Genomic DNA, 20908 nt, shown 5'->3' with positions numbered 1-20908 from the left:
TTCATCTCGCACAGAATTAATTGCCCACTTTTCCAATTAAAAGAATAACTCAATCCTTTAATGATACTGGATTTTGAAATTGGCTGATTAACCAGAGCAGGCAATTTTCTGGGCAAATTCGGGGATATTGAGGATCGTTCTGGAACCAGCATCAGCTTTCTTGCTAATTTGTGGCCAATTAGCGGCAATTTAACTCTGATGACGTTGGAATAGCTTTTCTAAAGCTTCCTTCAAGGTTGGTTCCATGACAATTTTATTTTGATAAGCAACTGTTACTCTAGCGATTGTCGGGACACTATTTTGGTCTGCCACTAGATACAAAGGTTCTACATAAAGCAGCGATTGTTCAATGGGAATAATTAATAGGTGTCCTTGCAAAACTTTAGAACCGTCCCGATTCCAAAGAGAAATCTGTTGAGAAATATCTGGATCTTGGTTAATTAAAGCCTCAATTTGATTCGGCCCGTACACTAACCTTTGTTTAGGAAATTGATAGAGCAATAACTTACCATACTCTCTATCATCTGAACGAGCTGCCAACCAAGCGATTAAATTTTGCCGACTAGAGGGAGTATAGGGATGGAGAAGAATAAATTCTTCTTTGTCGGAATCGGGCAGTTTCATGATTAAATAATAGGGTGATACAGCCTGGGGTTCCGTGCCATAAATTTCTAGGGGAATTTCCCATTGATCCTCCCGATTATAAAATACTTGCGGATCGGTCATGTGATAGGTTAATAATCTTTCTGCTTGGGTACTAAATAAATCTTCGGGATAACGGATATGACTGCGGAGAGTTTTTGGCATTTCTGCTAAAGATTTAAAGAGATGAGGAAAGATTTTACTCCACGTCTGAATGATTGGATCATTTTCATCGGCAACATAGAAATTCACTGTTCCATGATAGGCATCCACTACCACTTTCACCGAATTGCGAATATAGTTAAATTTATCTTTCCCCGGGTCAGAATAGGGATAGCGATCGCTGATAGTATAAGCATCAATAATCCAATGTAATTTACTACTACTATCGCCCACATCTGCCGCTACTAAATAGGGGTTGCGATCATAATTTAAAAAAGGTGCGATAGTTTGCACGCGATTTTGGATATCACGACGCATTAACAAGCGAGTTTCGGGAGTAAAATCTTGGCTAAATAACATTTGCCAATCCCGCAGATAAAGGGCAAATAGCCAACGTCTCCACCCCTTCCCCACTAAGATTCCTCCCTTTCCATCGTAGGTATTATAGACATTTCCATCCCCGCTAGGAAAATCCAATTCTTCTACGGTGGTGGGAGTCATCACATAATTATTAGTTAATTCCCCGTAGTAAATGCGGGGTTTACCAATGGGAATACTATAATCAATTAATTCGCTAGAAGTTTGGAGGGCTCCTTCGTCTTTATTTGTGCCGATATCTTTGACAAAATAGTAAGGTAAACCCGCAGCAGCTACTAAATTAACCGGAGAAAGAGTGAACCCATAACCGTGGGTATAAACGAGGTGTTTATTCACCCAAGTGTTAGCAGAAGTGGGAACCGCACTATAATCTAATTCTCTAGCGGCAATAATGGTCTGTTGTTTTTCAGATATTTGACGTTCCTCGATTTTTTCAGGCAGTCCTACGCGTACCCGATAGCGATCGATATCAGCATCAGGGAATTTATAATATAAGCGAATTTGCTGTAATTGTCGGTTAGTTTCTAGCAGTGGTTTGGTGTCCCAAAGACGAATATTATCGATAGTTAGATGGTTTCTCTCTAAAACTTCGGCATTTAATTCGGCCTGTGGATCGAAAACTTGGGCATCAATTCTATCTAAGGAAAAAGCCGCTCTTGTGGATTGAATACTTCTTTCAATATAGGGTCTTTCTCTCACTAATTCATTCGGTTGTACGACAGTTCTTTGTAATAGTCCACTGATAATTGTGCCACTTATCCAAACAATTAAATAGAGAAATACAGGAACTAAGTAGGGGTAAAATACCAACTTTTTCTTAGTGTTTTTGTATAACTTGCGACGGTCTTTTTTACCAAATAATGCTTTTTCTCCTAACCATATAGAGGTTATTCCTGCAATAATTCCCAGAATAATTTCAATAAATTGACCAACATGAACATCGATATAACCCGCACCATAAACTACCCCTTCCGGAGAGTAAAGTAGCAGGTAACGCTGAATAATATGGTGTAATACTAGCAGCCCCATTAACCCACTCCACAGGGCGTATAAATGACGCAGTTGCGGACGAGAAAACCCCGGAAATGTTCCCAGAGAAAGACTATCACCCGAAAAAAGATAGGTTAAACTAACAGCAAAAAGAGTATATATTCCCACACCACCGAGCCATAATTCTAGTAACTGCCACAGGGGTAATTGAAAGATATAAAAACCTAAATCATTCCCGTATTGAGGATCGTTAATATTGAAAGGAACACCATAAAAATATTTTAAAAAGTTCGCCCACTGCCCAGCAATAATAAAAGATAGCATGACAGTTAATACTATAGATATTATTCGCAAAAAATACTCGGTTTTAATTAATAATCCCAAGACTAAAAAAGCGATAATTACCCCTTGCCAAAGATTACTGGAAATATCGGTTAATACTTGCCTAATCCAAACTATTTGCAGAGGAGAACTTAGGGAAGAACTAAGGTTAGGGAGATTAAAATCTGGTGTCCAGAGACTGAGGGCTAGTTTACTGTAATACAATAACATTGACCCAATCCAAGCTCCAATTCCCGTTGTGATAATCAAAAGGCCGAGTAAATTAATACTAGGAGATTGAGGACTAAGAGGATAACTATCTTCTTTGGGTTTTTGCCAACGAAAACGCTGGGCTAAACGTAAATTAGTAAAAATAAAGAGTAGAGAAAGAATCGCACTTCCCCAACCTAATCCTAGTTGCCAAGACAATTGTTTCAGGAAAGTGTTTAAATAACCCATCTCGGTAAACCAGAGGCTATTGGCTAAAACTAATATCCCCAACTCCCCGATCACAAGGCAGCCGAGAAACAGTAAAATAGGTTTAGCGATCGAGCTTCGGTTATGTCTGATCAACATGGATAAAGTGATAAGGGAGAGTCTTTTTTCATTCTAGCGATTTTAGTTTCTCCCTGCTGCTTTTTCTTAATTTAAAGATAAACTTAAGAAACTATGACTAGGTTAGGGCAATAATTTCGCTTAAAGTCAGCCATTTTAGCTAGGATTAGCAGACTGGAGTATTTCCCGAAAAATCCTGCGTCGATAGGAAGGGGATTCATTGCTGATATTCCATAAAGTTTCGTAGAAAAAGAAAGAAACACCAAAATTTTGTTGTCTCGATTTTTCCACTTGTTGAGTAATATTAACCATCGGAATCGGACGACCTTTTAAACCAGATAAAATCCCAATAGCTACGGGGATAGATTGTCTAGCTTGCTGTAATTCTGGTTGGGATAATTCCCAGTCAAAGGCGTTCATATCAGTTCGATACACTTGCACTATTAATTCATCAATCAAGTTTTTTTCTTGCCATTTTTGCCAATCTAAAAGATAGGATTCTAGGGAGAAAGTGTAGGGATTAGGAGATAGGGAAATAATCGCTCTAGGTTGCTGCTTTTTAATCGTCTGGGCCAAACTATTCATATAGTCAGTAATTTTATCGGCCCGCCATTGAATCCATGCTTTATCTTGGTAATCTTGCGGTGGTAATTGTCCCGAATGTTCCCTTTGATAGAGTTTAATTGTGGTTTCATCATAGCCAAAATCGGCGGGATAACCAAAATGGTCATCAAACTGAATTCCTTCTATATCGTAGTTAGTAATAATCTCGCTGACTAAATCGGTAATAAAGTTTTGTACTTGTGGATGTAAGGGATTTAACCACACCCGTTGATGCACTTTTCCTTCCCACCAAATCACGCTTTTATCCTGTCTTTGGGTTAACCAATCGGGATGTCGTTTGGCTAATTCTGAATCCGCAGGAGCCATAAAACCAAATTCAAACCAAGGAATAATTCTTAATTTTTTCCGATGACCTTGGCTAATTATTTCCTCTAAAAAGTCGCGATTTTTTAAAGACTTATGGGGATCGATCGCTCGTCCTGTCACTTTTTCTGCTACCTTAGAAGGATAGAGTGTATAACCCCAATTCCAGACCGTGGGATAAATAGTATTAAAGTTTAAATCAGCCAACCTATCAAGGGCATCTTTTAGGGTTTGCGGTTTAAATAATACCTCACTATCGATATTAGTTAACCAAACTCCACGAATTTCGGGTTTTTCTTGGGGTTGATTGGTCGATTGTGCCGGATAATTAAAGGTTATCGTCATGATACAAGCAAAGATAATTAAAAATATTACCCAGCTTATTTTTCCGTATCTTTGACTATAAATCACCAAACTATCGGCGAAATTATTAAAACTTTTACTGATTTTATTCATAATGGGAAGTGGGGAGACTTTACAGTTATCAGTTCACTGATAACTGATAACTGATAACTGATAACTGATAACTGATAACTGATAACTGATAATAACTAAATTATCTCTCTAAATTGCGAGGATCTAGAGAATCGCGTAAACCATCACCGAGTAAATTAAAAGCTAAAACGGTGAGAATAATTAACAAAGCAGGTGGCCAAATTAACCAGGGTTGTAGAACAATAATTGAGGCATTGGTAGCCAAAGAAAGCATATTTCCCCAACTAGGATCCGGTTGTTGAATTCCCAAACCAATTAAACTTAAAACCGATTCGGCCACGATAAACCCCGGCACAGCTAACGTAGCAGAAATAATGATATAACTGGCAGTTTGGGGCAGCACATGACGCAGAATAATATAAAGAGGTTTTGCTCCCATAGCTTTAGCAGCCTGAATAAATTCCTGTTCTTTCAGGGATAAAACTTGACCGCGAATTACCCGCGCTAATCCCGACCAACTGATAAAAGAAGTAATCAGGACGATTAATAAAAAGCGCTGGGTGCTGGTTAATCCTGCGGGTAAAACGGCTGCCAGAGCCACGAGTAAATATATGCCGGGGATAGTCATTAAAACTTCCACAAAACGCATTAAAATCGCATCTAACCAACCGCCAAAATAGCCAGAAACGCCACCAACAAATAAACCGATAGGGAAAGAAATTAAAATCCCGACCAAACCGATAAATAAACTAATTCTGCCCCCGAAAATCAAGCGACTAAAACTATCGCGTCCCGATTCGTCAGTTCCCAATATATTGATTCTACCATCGCCGATGACCCCGAACAGATGGCGATCAAAAGGGATACCGGGGAATAAAGTTACTTCCTCCCATTTTGGCGGCAAAGGTAGGCGAATTTGACCAAAATTATAGGTTTCACCCTTAACCAAGAGACGCAGCGGCAAGGGGTTGTTAAAATCTCTAATTAGCTTCCGCTCACCAGTTTCTATATTAATAGCACTTTGAGTGGTGGGATAGACGTGGGGGCCAATCCACTCACCCTTGTTACTTCCCGACTGCGAGCGCCAAAAGATTTGGGTGGGGGGGAGGAGAGACTGACCGGGTTGAGAGGAGTAGGGAGAGTAGGGAGCGACAAAATCCGCCGCCATTACGCTTAAATAGAAGATTAACAGTAAAACTGCTCCCCAACGGGCGAGAGGATTATCTTTGAGTTTGTGCCACCAGTCCATAGGCGATGAGGTCAATAGGAGAGTTAATCTTTATTTTGCTAGTTTGATTGCTACAATTCATCATACCAACAAAAAAGCTGTCTAATGTTTATCAATCCCCTTGTTTATGAGAAATCTTCTGTCTATCGTCAAGATTTTGAGACAGCGCAACCGTTTAAGCATTTGGTCATCGATAATTTTTTAGTTAGGGAGCAAGCGCAAATTTTGCTGGAAAATTTTCCGAGTTTTAATCCGCAAAAAGCCATTAGTGAGTTAGGAAAAGTTGGCGGGAAGGCGGTTAATGAGGATTTAATCGGTTTGGGGGGTGTTTATCAACAGTTTGGCCGCTACGTTCAAGCTCAAGAGTTTTTAGAGTTAATTTCCCAATTAACTGGTATCGATAATTTAATTCCAGACCCTAGTTTTTATGGGGGTGGAACCCACGAAAATTTACACGGTCAAGAATTAGACCCTCACATTGATTTTAACCTTGATGAGCGTCACTGGTATCATCGCCGCTTGAATTTATTAATCTATTTAAATCCCCAATGGCAAGCAGATTGGGGAGGGAATCTAGAGTTACATTCCAATCCTCGTCAACCGGAAGAGAATAGGATTAAATCTTTTGTACCTATCTTTAATCGTTGTCTTATTTTTGAAACCAATGAATATTCATGGCATGGATTTTCTCAGATTAATTTACCAGAAAATCAACGGCATTTATCCCGGAAATCTCTTTCTATCTATCTCTATAGCAAAGAACGTCCTATCGAAGAATTATCCCCATCTCATACAACTTTTTACATCCCGCGCCCGCTGCCAGAAAATATTCAACCCCATCAAGTTTTAAGCTCGGAAGATTACCAACAAATTAAAATTTTATTGAAAAGACGGGATGATTTAATTCGTTTTTATCAAGATAGAGAACTGAAAGAATCTCAGGATTTAGTTAGTTTAAAATCCCATATTAAACGCTATCTATCCCTCCAATATCCTCGCCTATGGCAAATTATTAAAAGTTTACTCCGTTGGCGAAAATGACCTGAGAAAAAAATCCCTACTTTCTTTGATTGGAAAGTAGGGAATAACCAAAAAAACTAACTGGGAACTTAACCTAATAACTGAGTAGCACGCGCAGTTAAAGCATTGGCAGTTAAGCCATTATAGGCCATAATTTCCCCAGCACTGGCGGTGGTTTCTCCCCGTTTCCAAGCAAAGACATCCCGACGCGCATTACTGCGTAACATAATCGGTTCTAACATGGCACTTGTACCACCGGTTACTCCGATTACAGCATCACCAGCAAAGAGACTATCAAAACCAGCATCATCAAGGAAATTATTATCCGCTTGCGAGCTAGTTTCACTCATCACATCGCTAGGACGGTAGAGACGACGGGGATTAATTACCGAGACGATTTTTACACCGATTCCCGCTGCTTCTAACTGTTGTGCAGACTCAAAGACGGGTAATAAAGTCATATCACCAATGACGGCAAAAACGACTTTTTTACTGCCTTCCGATTCCTGGAGAATTACGCCGCCTTTTTCTAAAGCTTGATGGGTTTGCTCAAAGGTGGTTCGCACCGGTAAAGGCGATTTACTAGCGGTGATTGTAATGCCTTTATTGCTGGTTCCTAACGCCCATTCATAACAGACTTGAATACTGTTAGCATCGCAGGGAAAGAGAGGGAAAATATTACCATTTCGCATCATAGCGGCGAAATAATTTTCAATCTCTGGGCGTTGGTGTGTCCAACCATTACGTCCTTGCTCCAAGGCTCCGGCGGTGAATAAAGTAATAGTAGAAGGGGTGGGACGACGTAACTCGGCCATCGCTTGGGTTACAGTCTGCCAAATCGGTAAACCATTGATAGCAAAAGACTCGTAGGAACACCATAAAGTCCGCGCTCCCAAGAGAGATAAACCGACGGCTAATCCGGCACAGGCATCCTCGCTTAAAGGCTCATAAACTTGACCTTTCGGACTCTGGAAATAGGTATCATCGCTGGTGGGGTGAATAATCTTTAAACCGACGTTAATATTATTAATTCCCGAAGCGGCATTACCATCAGCATTAGTGACGACAAAATTGGGGTCAGCTTTACCCACAGCTACCACAAATTCCCCCATAGCAGTGGTGGCCACTTTTTTATCGCCACCCACAGTATATTCGGTCATCGGTAAGGTTCCTAAATCCGGCAGCGGGAAGACTTTTTCCGTTACCACTGTTTCCGCTGCTGGACCCCCTCCAGAGCGCTCGAAATTAGTACGAACAATTGCCCAAGCTTCAGGGGGTAAAGCGCGTTCTTGTAAGGCAGTAACGATATAATCTTTTTCTAAAGAATCTCCCGGATAAAGATTATGGGAAGCTGCTCCCCGTTTGTGAACTCCCGCCCCTTTAAGTTGTTTAATAATGATCACCGTTAGTTTACCACCTAGGGCTAATTGGGCGGCTTTATCCGTGGCCATTAACACCGCTTTCATGAACTCCAGACGCTGGTTAAAAGAGAATTTGGTGCTATCTACATATTCCCCATTTTGATTAGCATCATCGAAGTCTTTGGCATTAATGAGAATCACTTCCTCGAAACCATTACCGCGCCAATAGGCTTCCATTTCGGCGTTAGTTTTCAGGGACACCATGCTATGGTGTTCTTGGGAATAGCCATTCCAAACTAAAATCGGCAGAAAATTGGTAATTTCTGGATAAGCAGTGTGAAAATGACCGAAACTACTCATAATATACGGTTCTCCTAAACCACCATCCCCGATAGTCACAGGGAAAAGGGTATTAGGGTGTAATTTGGCCGCCGCCATGGCGAAATGTTGGCCTTGGCCCAAAGGACCAGCCGGCCCGAGCAGTCCGGGGATTTGTCCGGAAAGATGCCCTAAAAGTCCGTGTTTTTCCCGAAAACGTTCTCCCAATTCCCTGACGTTGCTGATGCCCATGGCTTCGAGAGAGCGATCGAGAAAGACGTTACTATAAAAACCGGGGGCATGATGGCCCACTTCGGTGAAGATATTTTTCTGGCCTAACATCATCAAAGAGGCAATTACGTCGGCAGCGCTGGCAAAACCGCCGGGGTGTCCCGATTCTTTGGTAGCGGTGATTTGCAGGGTGAGGTAACGCAAAGCATCGGCGGCTAGGAGAGTTTGATAGATAGCATTTGGGTCATTAGCGGCAATAATAGCGGTTTTTCCCTCAGCGATAGCGGCTTTTCCTGCATATTTATCAAATTCGGGTAAGGAAGTCCCAAAATATTTTATCCCTTGACAAAAATCGGGAATTGTGCTAGTAGCTGTCATAAAATTAATATACCCCTTTACATACAGGCAATCATTAAAACTATCTTACAGTTAGCGGTAACTCTCGATAGATGCGATATTACAGGGGGTTTCCATAGGCGATCGACTATTTGTGCTACACTAATCGCCAATGTTAACGATAAAATTAATCCTATTGATCATGTTAAATAGCGGCCAATTACAGCATTTAATCAGCAAATCACTGCGTTATCTATTAATTATCGGCACTATTGCCCCTCTAACTTCCTTAGAAGCTCGCCCAGTCCAAGCTACTCCTCCTAGTAGCGCTGCACCCGCTAAAGAGGCGATTGCTCCTATCCCCGCAGAAAGCAAAGAGTACACCCTAGGAGAAGGGGATAAAGTGCGCGTCACCATCTACCAAGTCGCGGATTTAAGCGGCGATTTCCTTGTTTTAGCCGATGGAACCCTAACTTTACCTCTGATTGGTAGCGTCAAAGTGGAAGGAATGACCGTCACCGAAGCCGGCCAAACCCTCGCTAAACGTTACACCACCTATCTCAAACGTCCCGTGGTTACTGTTAGCATTCTCACTCCCCGGCCTCTGCAAATCGCCATCGCGGGGGAAGTCAATCGTCCGGGTACTTATACAATTAACCCCGAACAAAGCCAAAAAACGCCCCTATTGACCGAAATAATCCGGCAAGCGGGGGGAGTAACCACCGTGGCCGATATTGGTCAAGTTCAAATCCGACGCAACCTCAAGGGACAAGAACAGCTAATTCAAGCCAATCTCTGGCAATTAATCCAAAAAGGCGATAAAACCCAAGATGTTAGCCTTAGAGATGGTGATAGCATCGTTATTCCCACTAAAACGACCCTTAGCGTCGGGGAAGTCAATCAATTAGCTGATGCCAATTTTGGACTAGATAGCGATCGAGAAATTAATGTTACTGTGGTGGGAGAAGTTTATCGTCCGGGGTCCCATCGCATTGTCCCCAATCAAGTTAACACCGTCACCACAGAGAATAATCGGGGAATTCGACGACAACCGGCCCGACTAACCCAAGCTATCCAAGAAGCGGGAGGTATCAAACCCCTCGCCGATATCCGACAGGTGCAAGTGCTGCGTTACACCCGTGACGGTTCCCAGCAGAAAATCCCCGTAGATCTCTGGAGTTTGCTCGATAAAGGCGATATGACCGCTGATATCATCCTCCAAGAAGGGGATACGGTGATTATCCCCACCGCTACTGAAATCTCGGCCAAGGAATCGGAAACCCTAGCATCGGCCAGTTTTGCCCCCAAAACCATTAACGTGAAAGTGGTCGGGGAGGTGAAAAAACCGGGGACAATTGAAGTTCCTCCCAATACCCCTCTCAATCAGGCAATTTTAACCGCAGGAGACTTTGATAAGCGTCGCGCCAATCAGTCCACAGTGGAATTAATTCGTCTCAATCCTAACGGGACTGTCACCAAAAACTCAATTAACATCGATTTTTCCCAGGGTATCAACGAGAAAACTAACCCGATTCTCCGCAATAATGATGTGGTTGTGGTTCATCGTAGCGGTCTGGCCTCTGCCACCGACACCCTCGGCACGGTTTTAAGTCCCTTTACCGGTCTGACAGGCCTCTTCAACGGATTTTTAAATCTTTTCCGTTAAAAAAGTTCACTTTACCCCGATGTCATTAGCCCAGTAATCGAGCTAATAATAGATATAGAAACGGCAAAAAGTCGTGAGCAGTCACGGCTTTTCTGCTCAATAGACTCAGGAAAGAAAACTATGATTTTTCTCCTTACTCTAGCCCTCATCGCCCTGTCGATTAGCTATAATGTTCAAGGCGAAATAATTAGCCTCAGTACCCGCTTATTAGGTCTTTTTTGTGGCTTGTTAAGTTTGTTCTTTACACCCCTACTGGTAAAGGTTTTTATCCTTGTCACTTTAGTCCTCTTTAGCTGAGATTTTAAACCCTAAACCCGACTAAAACCCTAAGCATACATAACCCATCAAAAAAACTGTTATGCAAAAACGCTATCTCGGTCAGACTAATATAGAAATTACTCCCCTTCTTGTGGGTACTTGGCAAGCAGGAAAAAAGATGTGGGCAGGTATTGAAGATGAGGAAAGTATTAAGGCTATTCGTGCAGCTTTTGAGGCAGGAATTACCACTGTAGATACAGCCGAAATCTACGGGGAAGGTCACTCAGAATTGATTGTCGCTCAAGCTTTAGCCGATGTGCGAGAACAGGTAATTTATGCCACCAAAGTCTTTGCTAATCACCTCAAATATGAGCAAGTTATCGCAGCTTGCGAGCGCTCTTTAAAAAACCTCCAAACTGATTATATCGATCTTTACCAAATTCATTGGCCTAGTGGCTCATGGAACACAGAAATAGTGCCTATTTCTGAAACTATGGCCGCTCTTAATTATCTAAAGGCACAGGGAAAAATTCGAGCTATAGGGGTTTCCAATTTCTCCCGCTCTCAACTGGAAGAAGCCAGTCAATACGGCAGAATTGAGAGTATTCAACCTCCCTATTCTCTCTTTTGGCGCTCGGTAGAAAAGGAAATTATGCCCTATTGTATAGAGAATAATATTTCTATTTTGGCCTATTCTCCCCTTGCCCAAGGTTTATTAACAGGAAAATTTAGAAATGGTTATCAGTTGGCAGCGGAGGATCATAGAATTAAAAATAAACTCTTTCATGGCGAAAACTTTCAGAGGGTACAAGCGGCTTTAACTCAATTAGAACCCATTGCTAAACGCTATAATTGTTCCCTAGCTGAATTATCTCTTGCTTGGTTAATTAAACAACCCCAAACTAATGCAATTGCTGGGGTAAGAAATGCCGCTCAAGCAGTTAATAACGCTCAAGCAATGACAATTAATTTAACCCCAGAAGACCTACAATTAATTGATAATATTGGTAAACAGGTAACTGATTTCTTGGATGATAATCCTGTGCTGTGGGATTTTTAAAAATTATGCAGCAGTTATCCTAATGGTGAAGACAGAAGTTTTGGTGGGTGCATCTCAACATTTGCAGAAATACCGACAATCAGCAATTATCAGTGACTCTTAAATTGGTACAAAAATATGAACAATCGCGTCTAAGCATCCCACCGAAAAACTAATGCGCTCCGGGGTTTGGGGGCGGCGCCACGACCCCAACGGGGGGTTTGGGGGGTAGAACCCCCCAAAAGCTTGGATTGAGTGATAAAATCGAAAGTAACGCCCAATTTTAAAAGAGAGTTCCCTTTACAAATCCCAACTTAGTAGATTTACGAAAGTGAGATTCAGTTCCTGTTCTTTGATTGTAACTGGCTACTTAGTTGATGATAGGTGGTGCGTTAGTAACGCACCCTACGTTTTACTTAGTAGATTTACAAAAGTGAGATGCACCCTATTTAATTCTTAGGAAAAAGCCTGTATAATGATAGCTATAGTCCGATTCTTACCGCAGGATTATCCCTATGGCTAAATCGAAAAAACACAATCTGCAATGGATTAAAGAAACCCTCGACTTAAATCCAGATCATAACTGGAAATCTAGTCCGGGTAATAGTATTTTTGTAGCTGGTCGCGGTGCAGTTCGCTTTGAAGTTCCTCAAGATTGGCATTTTGAACCCGATGATAATTCCTTTCGTTTTTTGGATAGAAAACCCCCCAATGATGATTGTCGTTTAGAGGTTTCCTATAATTTACTTCCCCCCGGAGATTGGAAAGAATTGCCCCTGAAAGGAATGGTCAAAAAATTAGCTCGTGAAGATAGCCGCAATCCTCACGAAATTGGCGAAGTTATCCAAGAAAAACGCCAAACTGTCCGCATTGTTTGGGTGCAAATTCAATTCATCGACCCCCAAGAAAATCGACCAGCTTATTCGCGCATTGCCGTGGGTATTGGTTCTGGTGTTCAATGTTTAATTACTATGGATTATTGGGTCGATGATGCGGACAAATTCACCCCCGTCTGGGATACGGTTATCTCCTCGCTGGTGTTAGGTTTATACATTCGCGATCCCCGCAGCGGTTTAGCTTTCCCCGACTAAAGGTAATAACAATTTTGCAGGAAAATTTCCTTGACAAAAAACCTTAATTGTGATAATAGAAAAATTGATCGCCCGACTCGCGTGGGGATAGCTGCCGGTCCCCGCATTGACGGGATGTGCAGGAAAGCAAGAGGCACTGAGACTCAAACGCAAGCTATGACCTTGAGGAATAGTGATAAAAGTGGCTTGCATGGCAATATTTAGGGGCGATTCGGGATTATTTACCCGTTTATAACCCTGAGTGATATTAAAAACCCGACCATCGGGGGTAACTTGAGAAACCACCGCGCAGATATCGAAACTAACCGCATCTGCTTGACAATAACAATCCAGACGGGGACTGCCCAAAATCGTTAAATCTTTCCCTAGGGGGGGAGAAGTGTAGGTAATCACATCACTGCGACAGTCTAGCATGGTGCGGTCGAATATTCCCCCCGGTAGGGCGCTATGACCTCCTAAAGATGGCACTGGTCGCCAAGGATCGTGAACGATGGTATCCTCGATCGCAGGTTCTAACAAAATCGCGCTTAATTTCCCCTCATCCTCGCGCAGATTGGCTAAACCTTGACTAGCAAGATAATAAATTTGCTGATTTTCTCTGGGAAACTTCTCCAGATATCGCCATTGATTAGACCCCATTTGAAATAGATACATAGGAGGATTTTTTAATAATTCCGTTTCCTGACCTTTTAAGAAATAATCAAACCATTGCAGCTGCATTTTATCCACGGGACTAATTGCCTCTTGACCATAATCTATCTCTCCTACTTTTCTCCCCCAGGGTAGATGAGTCCAAGCACCAATAATTAGCTGTTGGGGATAGATAGAACGCGCTTGCATTTCTTGGTATAAACCCAAAGTTCCCCGGAGATGAGGATCGAACCAACCCCCGATATGTAACATCGGTAAATCGATATTTTTTAACAGGTTTTGCGGTGATAAATTTTGCCAATAGTCATCGGGAAGATAACGAGTAATCCAATCGTGATAAAAAGAATCAGCAGCTAAATCTTGCAGAATTTGGGGAGAGGCAGCAATAGGATCAAAAAGGGGTAAATTTCGGGAAGCTACCCAGAGTTTTTGATAGGCAGTTTCGTCCCCTTTTAATCTAGCTGTTTCCGCCGCTAATTGTATTGCCCAAGCGAGATTATATTGTAAATTAAATGCTTCATTTTCATAGCCCCAATCTCGATATAAATCGTGAGCTATCATTGCTGGGCAAATAGTTTTTAAAGCAGCATGACCATTAGTAGCGGCGTATAATTGAGTCATTCCCTGATAGGAAAAACCATACATTCCCACCACACCCGTATTATTAGGAATAGTTAAAACCCATTCAATGGTTTCTAATCCGTCGCTAATTTCATGGGCAAATAAATTAAAATTTCCCGTCGAGTTTCCCCGTCCCCGGACATCCTGAATTACTACAATATAACCCTGACGTGCATACCAGCTAGGATGGGCATAAACCACCGTGGAAGCGATCGTTTTTCCGTAGGGTTGTCGCATTAGTAAAATGGGAAAAGATTCCCTACTATCGGGAAGATAAATATCGGCAGCTAAACTAATGCCATCTTTGGTGATCAAACTAGCCGTTTCTTTTTTTATGGGGTAGGGATTAAACATTATTATCTCTTTCAGATCAAAAATACTGTCGGGTGGCTCAATCGAGAAAACTTGACAAAGACCAGATAAAGCTTAACTAAATGTTACAATAGAGGCGGACTGCCTCAACTGCCTAGGACTGGAGAAAAATCAGCGATGCTACGACTAGAGAGAATTAGTAAGATTTACCCGACGGGAGAAGTGTTAAAAGATGTCACTTGGGAAGTAAAAACTGGCGATCGCATCGGGTTGGTGGGAGTCAATGGGGCCGGAAAATCCACCCAGCTGAAAATTATTATGGGGGAAGTGGAACCCACCGCCGGGGAGATCATCCGTCCTACCAGTCTCCATATCGGCTATCTTACCCAAGAATTTGAAGTGGATCCCCGTCGGACGGTACGGGAGGAATTTTGGACGGTGTTTCAAGAAGCGAATCAAGTCCACCATCAACTAATAGAAATTCCCCAGCGCATGGAAAAAGCTGATCCCGAAGAATTAGATCGCTTAATTCATCAATTGGATCGCCTACAAAGACAATTTGAAGCGTTAGATGGTTACGGATTAGAAGCGCGCATCGAGAAAATTTTACCAGAAATGGGCTTTACTAGCGATGACGGCGATCGCTTGGTAAGTTCCTTTAGTGGTGGTTGGCAAATGCGGATGAGTTTAGGTAAAATTCTCCTGCAAACTCCCGATATTTTACTCCTCGATGAACCGACTAACCATTTAGACTTAGAAACCATTGAATGGTTAGAAAAATTCCTCAAGGATTTAACCACTCCCATGGTCATAGTTTCCCACGACCGGGAATTTCTTGATCGTCTCTGTACCAAAATTGTCGAAACTGAAAGGGGAGTTTCTACCACTTATTTAGGTAATTATTCTGCCTACCTACAGCAAAAATACGAACAACAATCTGCTCAGTTAAGTGCCTACGAACGTCAGCAAAAAGAACTAGAAAAACAGCAAGCTTTCGTGGATCGGTTCCGGGCCAGTGCCACCCGCAGTACCCAAGCAAAAAGCCGGGAAAAACAATTAGAAAAGGTAGAAAAAATTGAAGCACCAATTGCCGATGTGCGTACCTTAAAATTCCAGTTTCCTCCAGCAGTGCGTAGTGGTCGGGAAGTGGTAACTATTAAAAATATTGTTCACATTTACGATGATAAAATTCTCTTTTTGGGAGCAAATCTGGAAATAGAAAGGGGCGATCGAGTGGCGTTTTTAGGACCAAATGGTGCAGGAAAATCCACGCTTTTACGTTTAATTGTTGGGTTAGAAGCTCCCACAGAAGGCTCGATCGAAATCGGTAAACACAACGTTATTCCTAGTTATTTTGAGCAGAACCAAGCGGAAGCTTTAGACCTAACTAAAACTGTTTTAGATACCATTCATGATGAAGTTCCCGATTGGAAAGATGTGGAGGTTCGCAGTCTTTTAGGGCGATTTTTATTCAGTGGGGAAACGGTATTAAAAAAAGTAGAATCTTTGAGTGGTGGCGAAAAAGCGCGTCTTGCTTTAGCCAAGATGTTACTTGCTCCCGCTAACTTATTAATTCTCGATGAACCCACTAATCACCTCGATATTCCCGCCAAGGAAATGTTAGAATCGGCTTTAAAAGTTTATGAAGGCACGGTTTTAATTGTTTCCCATGATCGTTATTTTATCTCCCAGGTAGCTAACAAAATTGTCGAGATTCGGGATGGGGAATTAATTGTCTATGCAGGAGATTATCACTATTATCTAGAAAAACTAGACGAAGAAAAACAAAAAGCCGAACAAAAACGCATTGAAGCAGAAAAAGCCGCTAAAGCTGCCGCGAAACGGGCTAAACAAAAGGCCAAAAAAGGTTAGAATGTAAAGTATCACCCTATCCACGATTATCTATTCAATTAATTAATCTTATGGCAGCTATAAAAGTAGGCGATCGAGTTCCCAATTTTTCTCTCCCTTCCCAAACAGGGGCAACGGTTAATGTCAGCGATTTAATCGGTAAAAAATCCCTAGTCATTTATTTCTATCCCAAAGATGACACTCCGGGTTGTACCGCAGAATCCTGCGCTTTCCGCGATAGTTACGAAGTGTTTACCGATGCGGGTGCGGAAGTTATTGGTATTAGTGCCGATAGTCCCCAATCTCATCAACAATTTGCCCAAAAATATAATCTTCCCTTCACCCTTTTAAGTGATAGCGATAACCGAGTCCGTAAATTATTCGGTGTTCCCTCTACCTTATTCGTCCTCCCCGGACGAGTTACCTATATCATTGATCAAGAGGGAATCGTCAGACATATTTTCGATTCTATGTTAGATTTTAAAGCTCACGTTACCGAATCTTTGAACACGATTAAATCTTTTTAGGTTGATGATTATGCAAGAAATTAAAACATCTATCCCATAATTGGGACAGTTCTGACTTAAAAATAAAATTAATGGTGTGTTAATTTTGACTAACACACCCTCAATCTGCTTTAGTTATTGGCAAAAATGACGGCTGGAAACAGAAGGCTAACATAGGCAAAGCTAACACCCAAAAGTTTGTCGTTATTCCTTATAACCGTCTAATTGAAATGTTAACTTATACTAAATCCGTTGAGTAGTGGTTTCAAGTTACAACATCCTAAGAAAAGCATTCCCAAATCCGTTCAGCTATGGGATAGAGAGGTGCGTAGTTCAGCCAAGGAGAATTAATCTCTCGAAGTAAAAGTGAAGGGAATTTCTCAAATGGAATTCAGTCTGTTTATAATTGACTATACTTTTACTAACTATATAGTAAAGACTTTCAGGGTGTTTTGCTTGACGACTCCAATGGACTTGCTATAGGAACGATAAAAGTTCACCTTTCTTGGCGCGATGCTAAATAACAAACTACAACTTCTGTTAACTAGGGTAGGCCCATGGGCTGTTGGCGGCCTGCTCGGCGGTTTGATCGGCTCTCTGGCCGCGGTGCTGCTGACTGAGGCAATTAAGCAAACCCTCTGGATTGCCTCTAGACTGGATAGTGTCTGGCTACTGCTGCTGCCTCTGGTGGGCGTTACCTTAGCAGTGCTAGTCCTGTTTGGACTGGGTAGGGGGCAACCCGTGCAGACCTTAGCTCCCCGGGAGGCCACTGCCTCTGGCCGCTGGGGTTCTCTCATGGCCTGGTACTCCTTCCCCCATGACATTGCTCGCGCCGATCTGACCGGTGACGTGGTCAACGCATCCGGCGCGGAAGAGCGATTCCCCTGGAATCTAGCACCGTTGCGCGCCCTGGCCATCCTCTCCACTGTTGGGCTGGGCGCGCCCATGGGAACCGAATCACCAGCGGCTCATATTGGCGTGGCGACGGGAACTTGGTTAGGTATCATAAATCCAGCCCTGCGTCAACTGGTGCGTCCCCTGGCCATCGGTGGCGGTGCGGCAAGTGTTTCTGCTCTGATGGGAATCCCTCTGGTGGGCAGCTTTTTTATGTTTGAGTTGAGTCAGCGACGCCAGGTTCCGATCACCCCGGAGCGAGTGGCGGCGATGTTAGCCGGGGGACTGGTGGGATGGGGAGTCAACGTTGCCTTTAAGCTGCAACTGATCCGGCTGGTGGTGCCGCAGGTTGCCCCGACTGACTTCTGGGATGCGGTGGGTGCTACTTTGTTGATCGGAGCGATCGCTGGCACGATTACAGCCCTCACCGGTGAGGCGATCTACTGGGCCAGAGGCTTGCGGAACAGGCCCGCCACTCGTCTCCTGATCGGTGGCCTGGTGATGCTATTCTTGGCGATCGTGATCGGACAGGTGGCGACCCCTGCAGCGGCTTTTGGTCCAGGGGGAGCCGCTATCGTCTGGGCCGAAAACACTGAAACGACTCCTTACCACCTGTTGGCGGTAGCTCTGCTCCGGGCTGCCGCCACCACCGCTGCCGTTTTAGCTGGGGGCTGTGGTGGTGTGTTTGTCCCTTTTCTGGCGATCGGCGACCTCAGTGGCCGGGTGTTCGCCACCACCTTTGAGATTTCGGGGGATCTGGCGGGTGCGGCAGGGGCAGCGGCCGGCATTGCCGGCGGCTATCGCCTACCTTTGACCGCCGTGGCGATGGTGCTGGGGGTGGGTGGCCCGGGGGCGGCCCAGCTAACCTGCCTTGCTACAGTGGTCGTCGCCGCCCTTTCGGGATTGGTGGCCGCACGGGCAGCCAATCAACTCTCCAGTTCCCTGCGCGCAATGTTCCGCTAGAAGCCACCGTCAGGGGATTGAAATCAAATTTGCAATCCCATTGAATTTGACCCCGTATTATGGGAACTAACCCCCACAAGCCTTGCTACAGGGCAAATTTAGAATTGCTGCTTTAAACCCAACTTGTCGTAAAGTGAAATAGGACTGACCAGTGCCACCGATTTTGATTAGCAAACTCCCATGATTCATCAACCCCCGGCGGGGACAAGGGATTTATTACCCCTAGAAGTTACCCAAAAAGGCTGGATTAACGATCGCCTTCAGTCTGTCTTTCAGCGTTGGGGCTATCAAAGGATCGTCACCTCCACCATTGAATGGCTCGATACCCTCACCGCAGGCGGTGCGATCGATCCCAGCACCGTGATCCAACTGCACGGGGATAGTCAAGGACTATCGGGATTACGCCCCGAATTAACCGCTTCCATTGCCCGTAGTGCCGTCACCCGCATGAGTGGGGAGTCCTATCCCCAACGTCTCTGTTATCGGGCCAACGTTTTTCGTCGCCCTAGTGCCGGTTATCACGGTCGTCAAGTGGAATTCTATCAAGCGGGGGTAGAACTGCTCTTTTCTGGCGGTTTACTAGCCGATGCCGAGATTTTACTGCTCCTGGCCGACTGTTTCGATAGTTTGGCCGTCCCTAACTGGCAGATTATTTTAGGAGAAGCGGGTTTGACTCGTTCGCTACTTTCTCCCTTTCCGGATCCCTTACGGGAACAGGTGAAACGCTGTTTAGCCCTCCTCGACTACGTTAGCCTCGAAAATCTTCCCTATCCCAACGAAATCCTCCGGCAGCAAGCCCGACAATTATTTCATCTGCGCGGTAATCCTGAGGATGTCCTCGCACAAGTGGCCCTATTAGCCCAGGAAGAATCAGCCCAAAAAGCCGTTAATAACCTTAAATCCCTAGTAGAGCTGCTTAATGCTGATCGCTCTAGTCCTTTCCCCCTAATTCTCGATTTAAGTCTCATTCAAACCTTTGATTACTACACCGGCATCGTTTTTAAGGCGGTTAGTGATCACCAGCAAAATCTCAGTATTTTAGGCCAGGGCGGACGCTATGATCAATTATTGGGCGTTTTTCATCCCCAAGGCCAATCGGCTCCGGGTATCGGTTTTTCCCTGAATATCGAAGAACTGCACGGAAGTCTATTATCGGGGCAGACTTTACCCACTCAAGCTCCCCCCCTCGACTGGTTGCTTGTCCCTTTGGGTAATAACGCCCAGATAGCGACTTTTAGTAAAGCTCGCTCCCTTCGCACCAGTGATCCTAATCTGAGGGTGGCGATCGATTTAGGTGGTCGCAGCGAGGCACAAATTCGCACCTATGCCCGCGATCGAATGATTAAAAATCTCGCCTGGGTGCAAGAAGATGGTTCCGTGATCGAAGAATCTCTCTAAAAGGGGGCAAAAGCGGCGAAAATACTGCCTTCTGCCCGCTGCTATAGGACTCTATCTAGGGTTTGCGGCAAAAAGTACGGGCGAAGCATTCGGGCAATAACCTATCGGTGAAACCGTAGATTTTTTATCCGAATGCTTCGCCCCTACAGGACAAAGATGTAGATGTAGGTTGCTCTAATGGGAAGTTTTGTGACGACAAGTAGCATTGATGATATTTATGGGGAATAATAGATTTAGATGAGTGCCTAACTTTCCAATTGGTAGCGACTTGCTATGAAACAACCAACCGCCAATTATGATGAACCCTGGAAAGAAGCATTAACCGAGTATTTTGAAGCGTTTTTATACTTCTTCTTTCCTGAAGTTCACCAACTAATTGATTGGACACAAATTCCCGAATCCCTAGAAAAAGAACTCAAACGAATTACCGCTTCAGCAAAGACAAAAAACGTTTCGCTGACAAACTCTATTCAGTTATCAGTTATCAGTTATCAGTGACTAATTGGAAACAAGTAGCAATCCCTTTGCTATAATAGTCATGGCACACCTGAAAACAAAAGCGACTACTGGGAAGCTGCCAGAACGGGAACAGTGGAAGTGGAAGTTAATCAGGGGATTATATGAAAAGGAGTTTAAGAGGGAACAGATAATTAAACTGTTTGAAATCATCGACAATATGATGACTTTATCCCCTAAATTGCAGTCAAGTTTAGAGAGTAAAATTAAACAATTTGAGGAGGAAAGAACCATGCCT

14 protein-coding genes and 2 pseudogenes are annotated in these 20908 nt (G+C 43.5%); 10 read left to right on the top strand and 6 right to left on the bottom strand.

Annotated elements, in window-relative coordinates; translation table 11 throughout:
• From EWV66_RS11705 to EWV66_RS11690, 4 genes are all read right to left on the bottom strand, one after another.
• Positions 1-188 (bottom strand): hypothetical protein (locus EWV66_RS11705; RefSeq protein WP_287115966.1); only part of this gene is annotated, 188 nt, incomplete at its 3' end.
• Position 189: 1 nt separating this feature from the next.
• A complete protein-coding gene (locus EWV66_RS11700) occupies positions 190-3069 on the bottom strand; it encodes a UPF0182 family protein (RefSeq protein WP_052277003.1) in 2880 nt (959 codons plus the stop codon).
• A 135-nt stretch (positions 3070-3204) separates the two neighbouring features.
• Entirely contained in the window at positions 3205-4431 is a 1227-nt protein-coding gene (locus EWV66_RS11695) for a glycoside hydrolase family 10-like protein (protein WP_052277002.1), read from the bottom strand.
• A 100-nt stretch (positions 4432-4531) separates the two neighbouring features.
• Positions 4532-5659 (bottom strand): ABC transporter permease, encoded by a 1128-nt coding sequence (locus EWV66_RS11690; RefSeq protein ID WP_002788931.1) that lies wholly within the window; start codon positions 5657-5659, stop codon positions 4532-4534.
• A gap of 84 nt (positions 5660-5743) precedes the next feature.
• On the opposite strand from EWV66_RS11690, the gene EWV66_RS11685 reads away from it, so the two are divergent.
• Positions 5744-6679 (top strand): 2OG-Fe(II) oxygenase, encoded by a 936-nt coding sequence (locus EWV66_RS11685; protein WP_052277000.1) that lies wholly within the window; start codon positions 5744-5746, stop codon positions 6677-6679.
• A gap of 68 nt (positions 6680-6747) precedes the next feature.
• Here EWV66_RS11685 and EWV66_RS11680 read toward each other — a convergent pair whose 3' ends face one another.
• A complete protein-coding gene (locus EWV66_RS11680) occupies positions 6748-8946 on the bottom strand; it encodes a phosphoketolase family protein (protein ID WP_052276999.1) in 2199 nt (732 codons plus the stop codon).
• A 130-nt stretch (positions 8947-9076) separates the two neighbouring features.
• Here EWV66_RS11680 and EWV66_RS11675 point away from each other — a divergent pair, with 130 nt between their 5' ends.
• The 3 genes from EWV66_RS11675 (at position 9077) to EWV66_RS11665 (ending at position 12958) form a co-directional block, all read left to right on the top strand.
• On the top strand, positions 9077-10570 hold the full coding sequence (locus EWV66_RS11675; RefSeq protein ID WP_185237015.1) for an SLBB domain-containing protein: 1494 nt from the start codon (positions 9077-9079) through the stop codon (positions 10568-10570).
• A gap of 358 nt (positions 10571-10928) precedes the next feature.
• Positions 10929-11888 carry an aldo/keto reductase gene (locus EWV66_RS11670; RefSeq protein ID WP_287108471.1) on the top strand — a complete coding sequence of 320 codons (960 nt, stop codon included), beginning with the start codon at positions 10929-10931 and terminating at the stop codon, positions 11886-11888.
• Positions 11889-12382: 494 nt separating this feature from the next.
• Complete coding sequence (locus EWV66_RS11665; RefSeq protein WP_002794004.1) at positions 12383-12958, top strand: Alr1449 family protein; 576 nt, start codon at positions 12383-12385, stop codon at positions 12956-12958.
• Here EWV66_RS11665 and EWV66_RS11660 read toward each other — a convergent pair.
• Entirely contained in the window at positions 12941-14584 is a 1644-nt protein-coding gene (locus tag EWV66_RS11660) for a CocE/NonD family hydrolase (RefSeq protein ID WP_211571608.1), read from the bottom strand. The genes EWV66_RS11665 and EWV66_RS11660 overlap by 18 nt on opposite strands.
• A gap of 135 nt (positions 14585-14719) precedes the next feature.
• On the opposite strand from EWV66_RS11660, the gene EWV66_RS11655 reads away from it, so the two are divergent.
• From EWV66_RS11655 to EWV66_RS11635, 6 genes and pseudogenes are all read left to right on the top strand, one after another.
• Positions 14720-16414 carry an ABC-F family ATP-binding cassette domain-containing protein gene (locus EWV66_RS11655; RefSeq protein ID WP_052276995.1) on the top strand — a complete coding sequence of 565 codons (1695 nt, stop codon included), beginning with the start codon at positions 14720-14722 and terminating at the stop codon, positions 16412-16414.
• 50 nt (positions 16415-16464) lie between these two features.
• A complete protein-coding gene (locus EWV66_RS11650) occupies positions 16465-16920 on the top strand; it encodes a peroxiredoxin (protein ID WP_002760875.1) in 456 nt (151 codons plus the stop codon).
• 104 nt (positions 16921-17024) lie between these two features.
• Positions 17025-17263, top strand: a pseudogene (locus tag EWV66_RS24130) (hypothetical protein); the annotation flags it as partial.
• A 149-nt stretch (positions 17264-17412) separates the two neighbouring features.
• Positions 17413-18756: a chloride channel protein gene (locus EWV66_RS11645; RefSeq protein ID WP_287108467.1), complete on the top strand. Its 1344-nt coding sequence runs from the start codon at positions 17413-17415 to the stop codon at positions 18754-18756.
• A gap of 180 nt (positions 18757-18936) precedes the next feature.
• Positions 18937-20154, top strand: coding sequence for an ATP phosphoribosyltransferase regulatory subunit (locus EWV66_RS11640; protein WP_052276994.1), 1218 nt, complete (start codon positions 18937-18939; stop codon positions 20152-20154).
• 273 nt (positions 20155-20427) lie between these two features.
• Positions 20428-20908, top strand: a pseudogene (locus tag EWV66_RS11635) (hypothetical protein); the annotation flags it as partial.

Source organism: Microcystis sp. M_OC_Ca_00000000_C217Col (assembly GCF_007095585.1).
In the GTDB taxonomy this organism is placed as follows: Bacteria; Cyanobacteriota; Cyanobacteriia; order Cyanobacteriales; family Microcystaceae; genus Microcystis; species Microcystis panniformis.
The sequence above is the reverse complement of the archived record's forward strand: the minus strand, read 5'-3'. Positions and strand labels throughout refer to the sequence as shown.

What these genes read in the sequence shown, in the direction of transcription:
- EWV66_RS11700 (WP_052277003.1), bottom strand. Translation starts at nt 3,069, where the DNA reads ATGTTGATCAGACATAACCGAAGCTCGATCGCTAAACCTATTTTACTG.
- EWV66_RS11695 (WP_052277002.1), bottom strand. Translation starts at nt 4,431, where the DNA reads ATGAATAAAATCAGTAAAAGTTTTAATAATTTCGCCGATAGTTTGGTG.
- EWV66_RS11690 (WP_002788931.1), bottom strand. Translation starts at nt 5,659, where the DNA reads ATGGACTGGTGGCACAAACTCAAAGATAATCCTCTCGCCCGTTGGGGA.
- EWV66_RS11685 (WP_052277000.1), top strand. Translation starts at nt 5,744, where the DNA reads ATGTTTATCAATCCCCTTGTTTATGAGAAATCTTCTGTCTATCGTCAA.
- EWV66_RS11680 (WP_052276999.1), bottom strand. Translation starts at nt 8,946, where the DNA reads ATGACAGCTACTAGCACAATTCCCGATTTTTGTCAAGGGATAAAATAT.
- EWV66_RS11675 (WP_185237015.1), top strand. Translation starts at nt 9,077, where the DNA reads ATGTTAACGATAAAATTAATCCTATTGATCATGTTAAATAGCGGCCAA.
- EWV66_RS11670 (WP_287108471.1), top strand. Translation starts at nt 10,929, where the DNA reads ATGCAAAAACGCTATCTCGGTCAGACTAATATAGAAATTACTCCCCTT.
- EWV66_RS11665 (WP_002794004.1), top strand. Translation starts at nt 12,383, where the DNA reads ATGGCTAAATCGAAAAAACACAATCTGCAATGGATTAAAGAAACCCTC.
- EWV66_RS11660 (WP_211571608.1), bottom strand. Translation starts at nt 14,584, where the DNA reads ATGTTTAATCCCTACCCCATAAAAAAAGAAACGGCTAGTTTGATCACC.
- EWV66_RS11655 (WP_052276995.1), top strand. Translation starts at nt 14,720, where the DNA reads ATGCTACGACTAGAGAGAATTAGTAAGATTTACCCGACGGGAGAAGTG.
- EWV66_RS11650 (WP_002760875.1), top strand. Translation starts at nt 16,465, where the DNA reads ATGGCAGCTATAAAAGTAGGCGATCGAGTTCCCAATTTTTCTCTCCCT.
- EWV66_RS11645 (WP_287108467.1), top strand. Translation starts at nt 17,413, where the DNA reads ATGCTAAATAACAAACTACAACTTCTGTTAACTAGGGTAGGCCCATGG.
- EWV66_RS11640 (WP_052276994.1), top strand. Translation starts at nt 18,937, where the DNA reads ATGATTCATCAACCCCCGGCGGGGACAAGGGATTTATTACCCCTAGAA.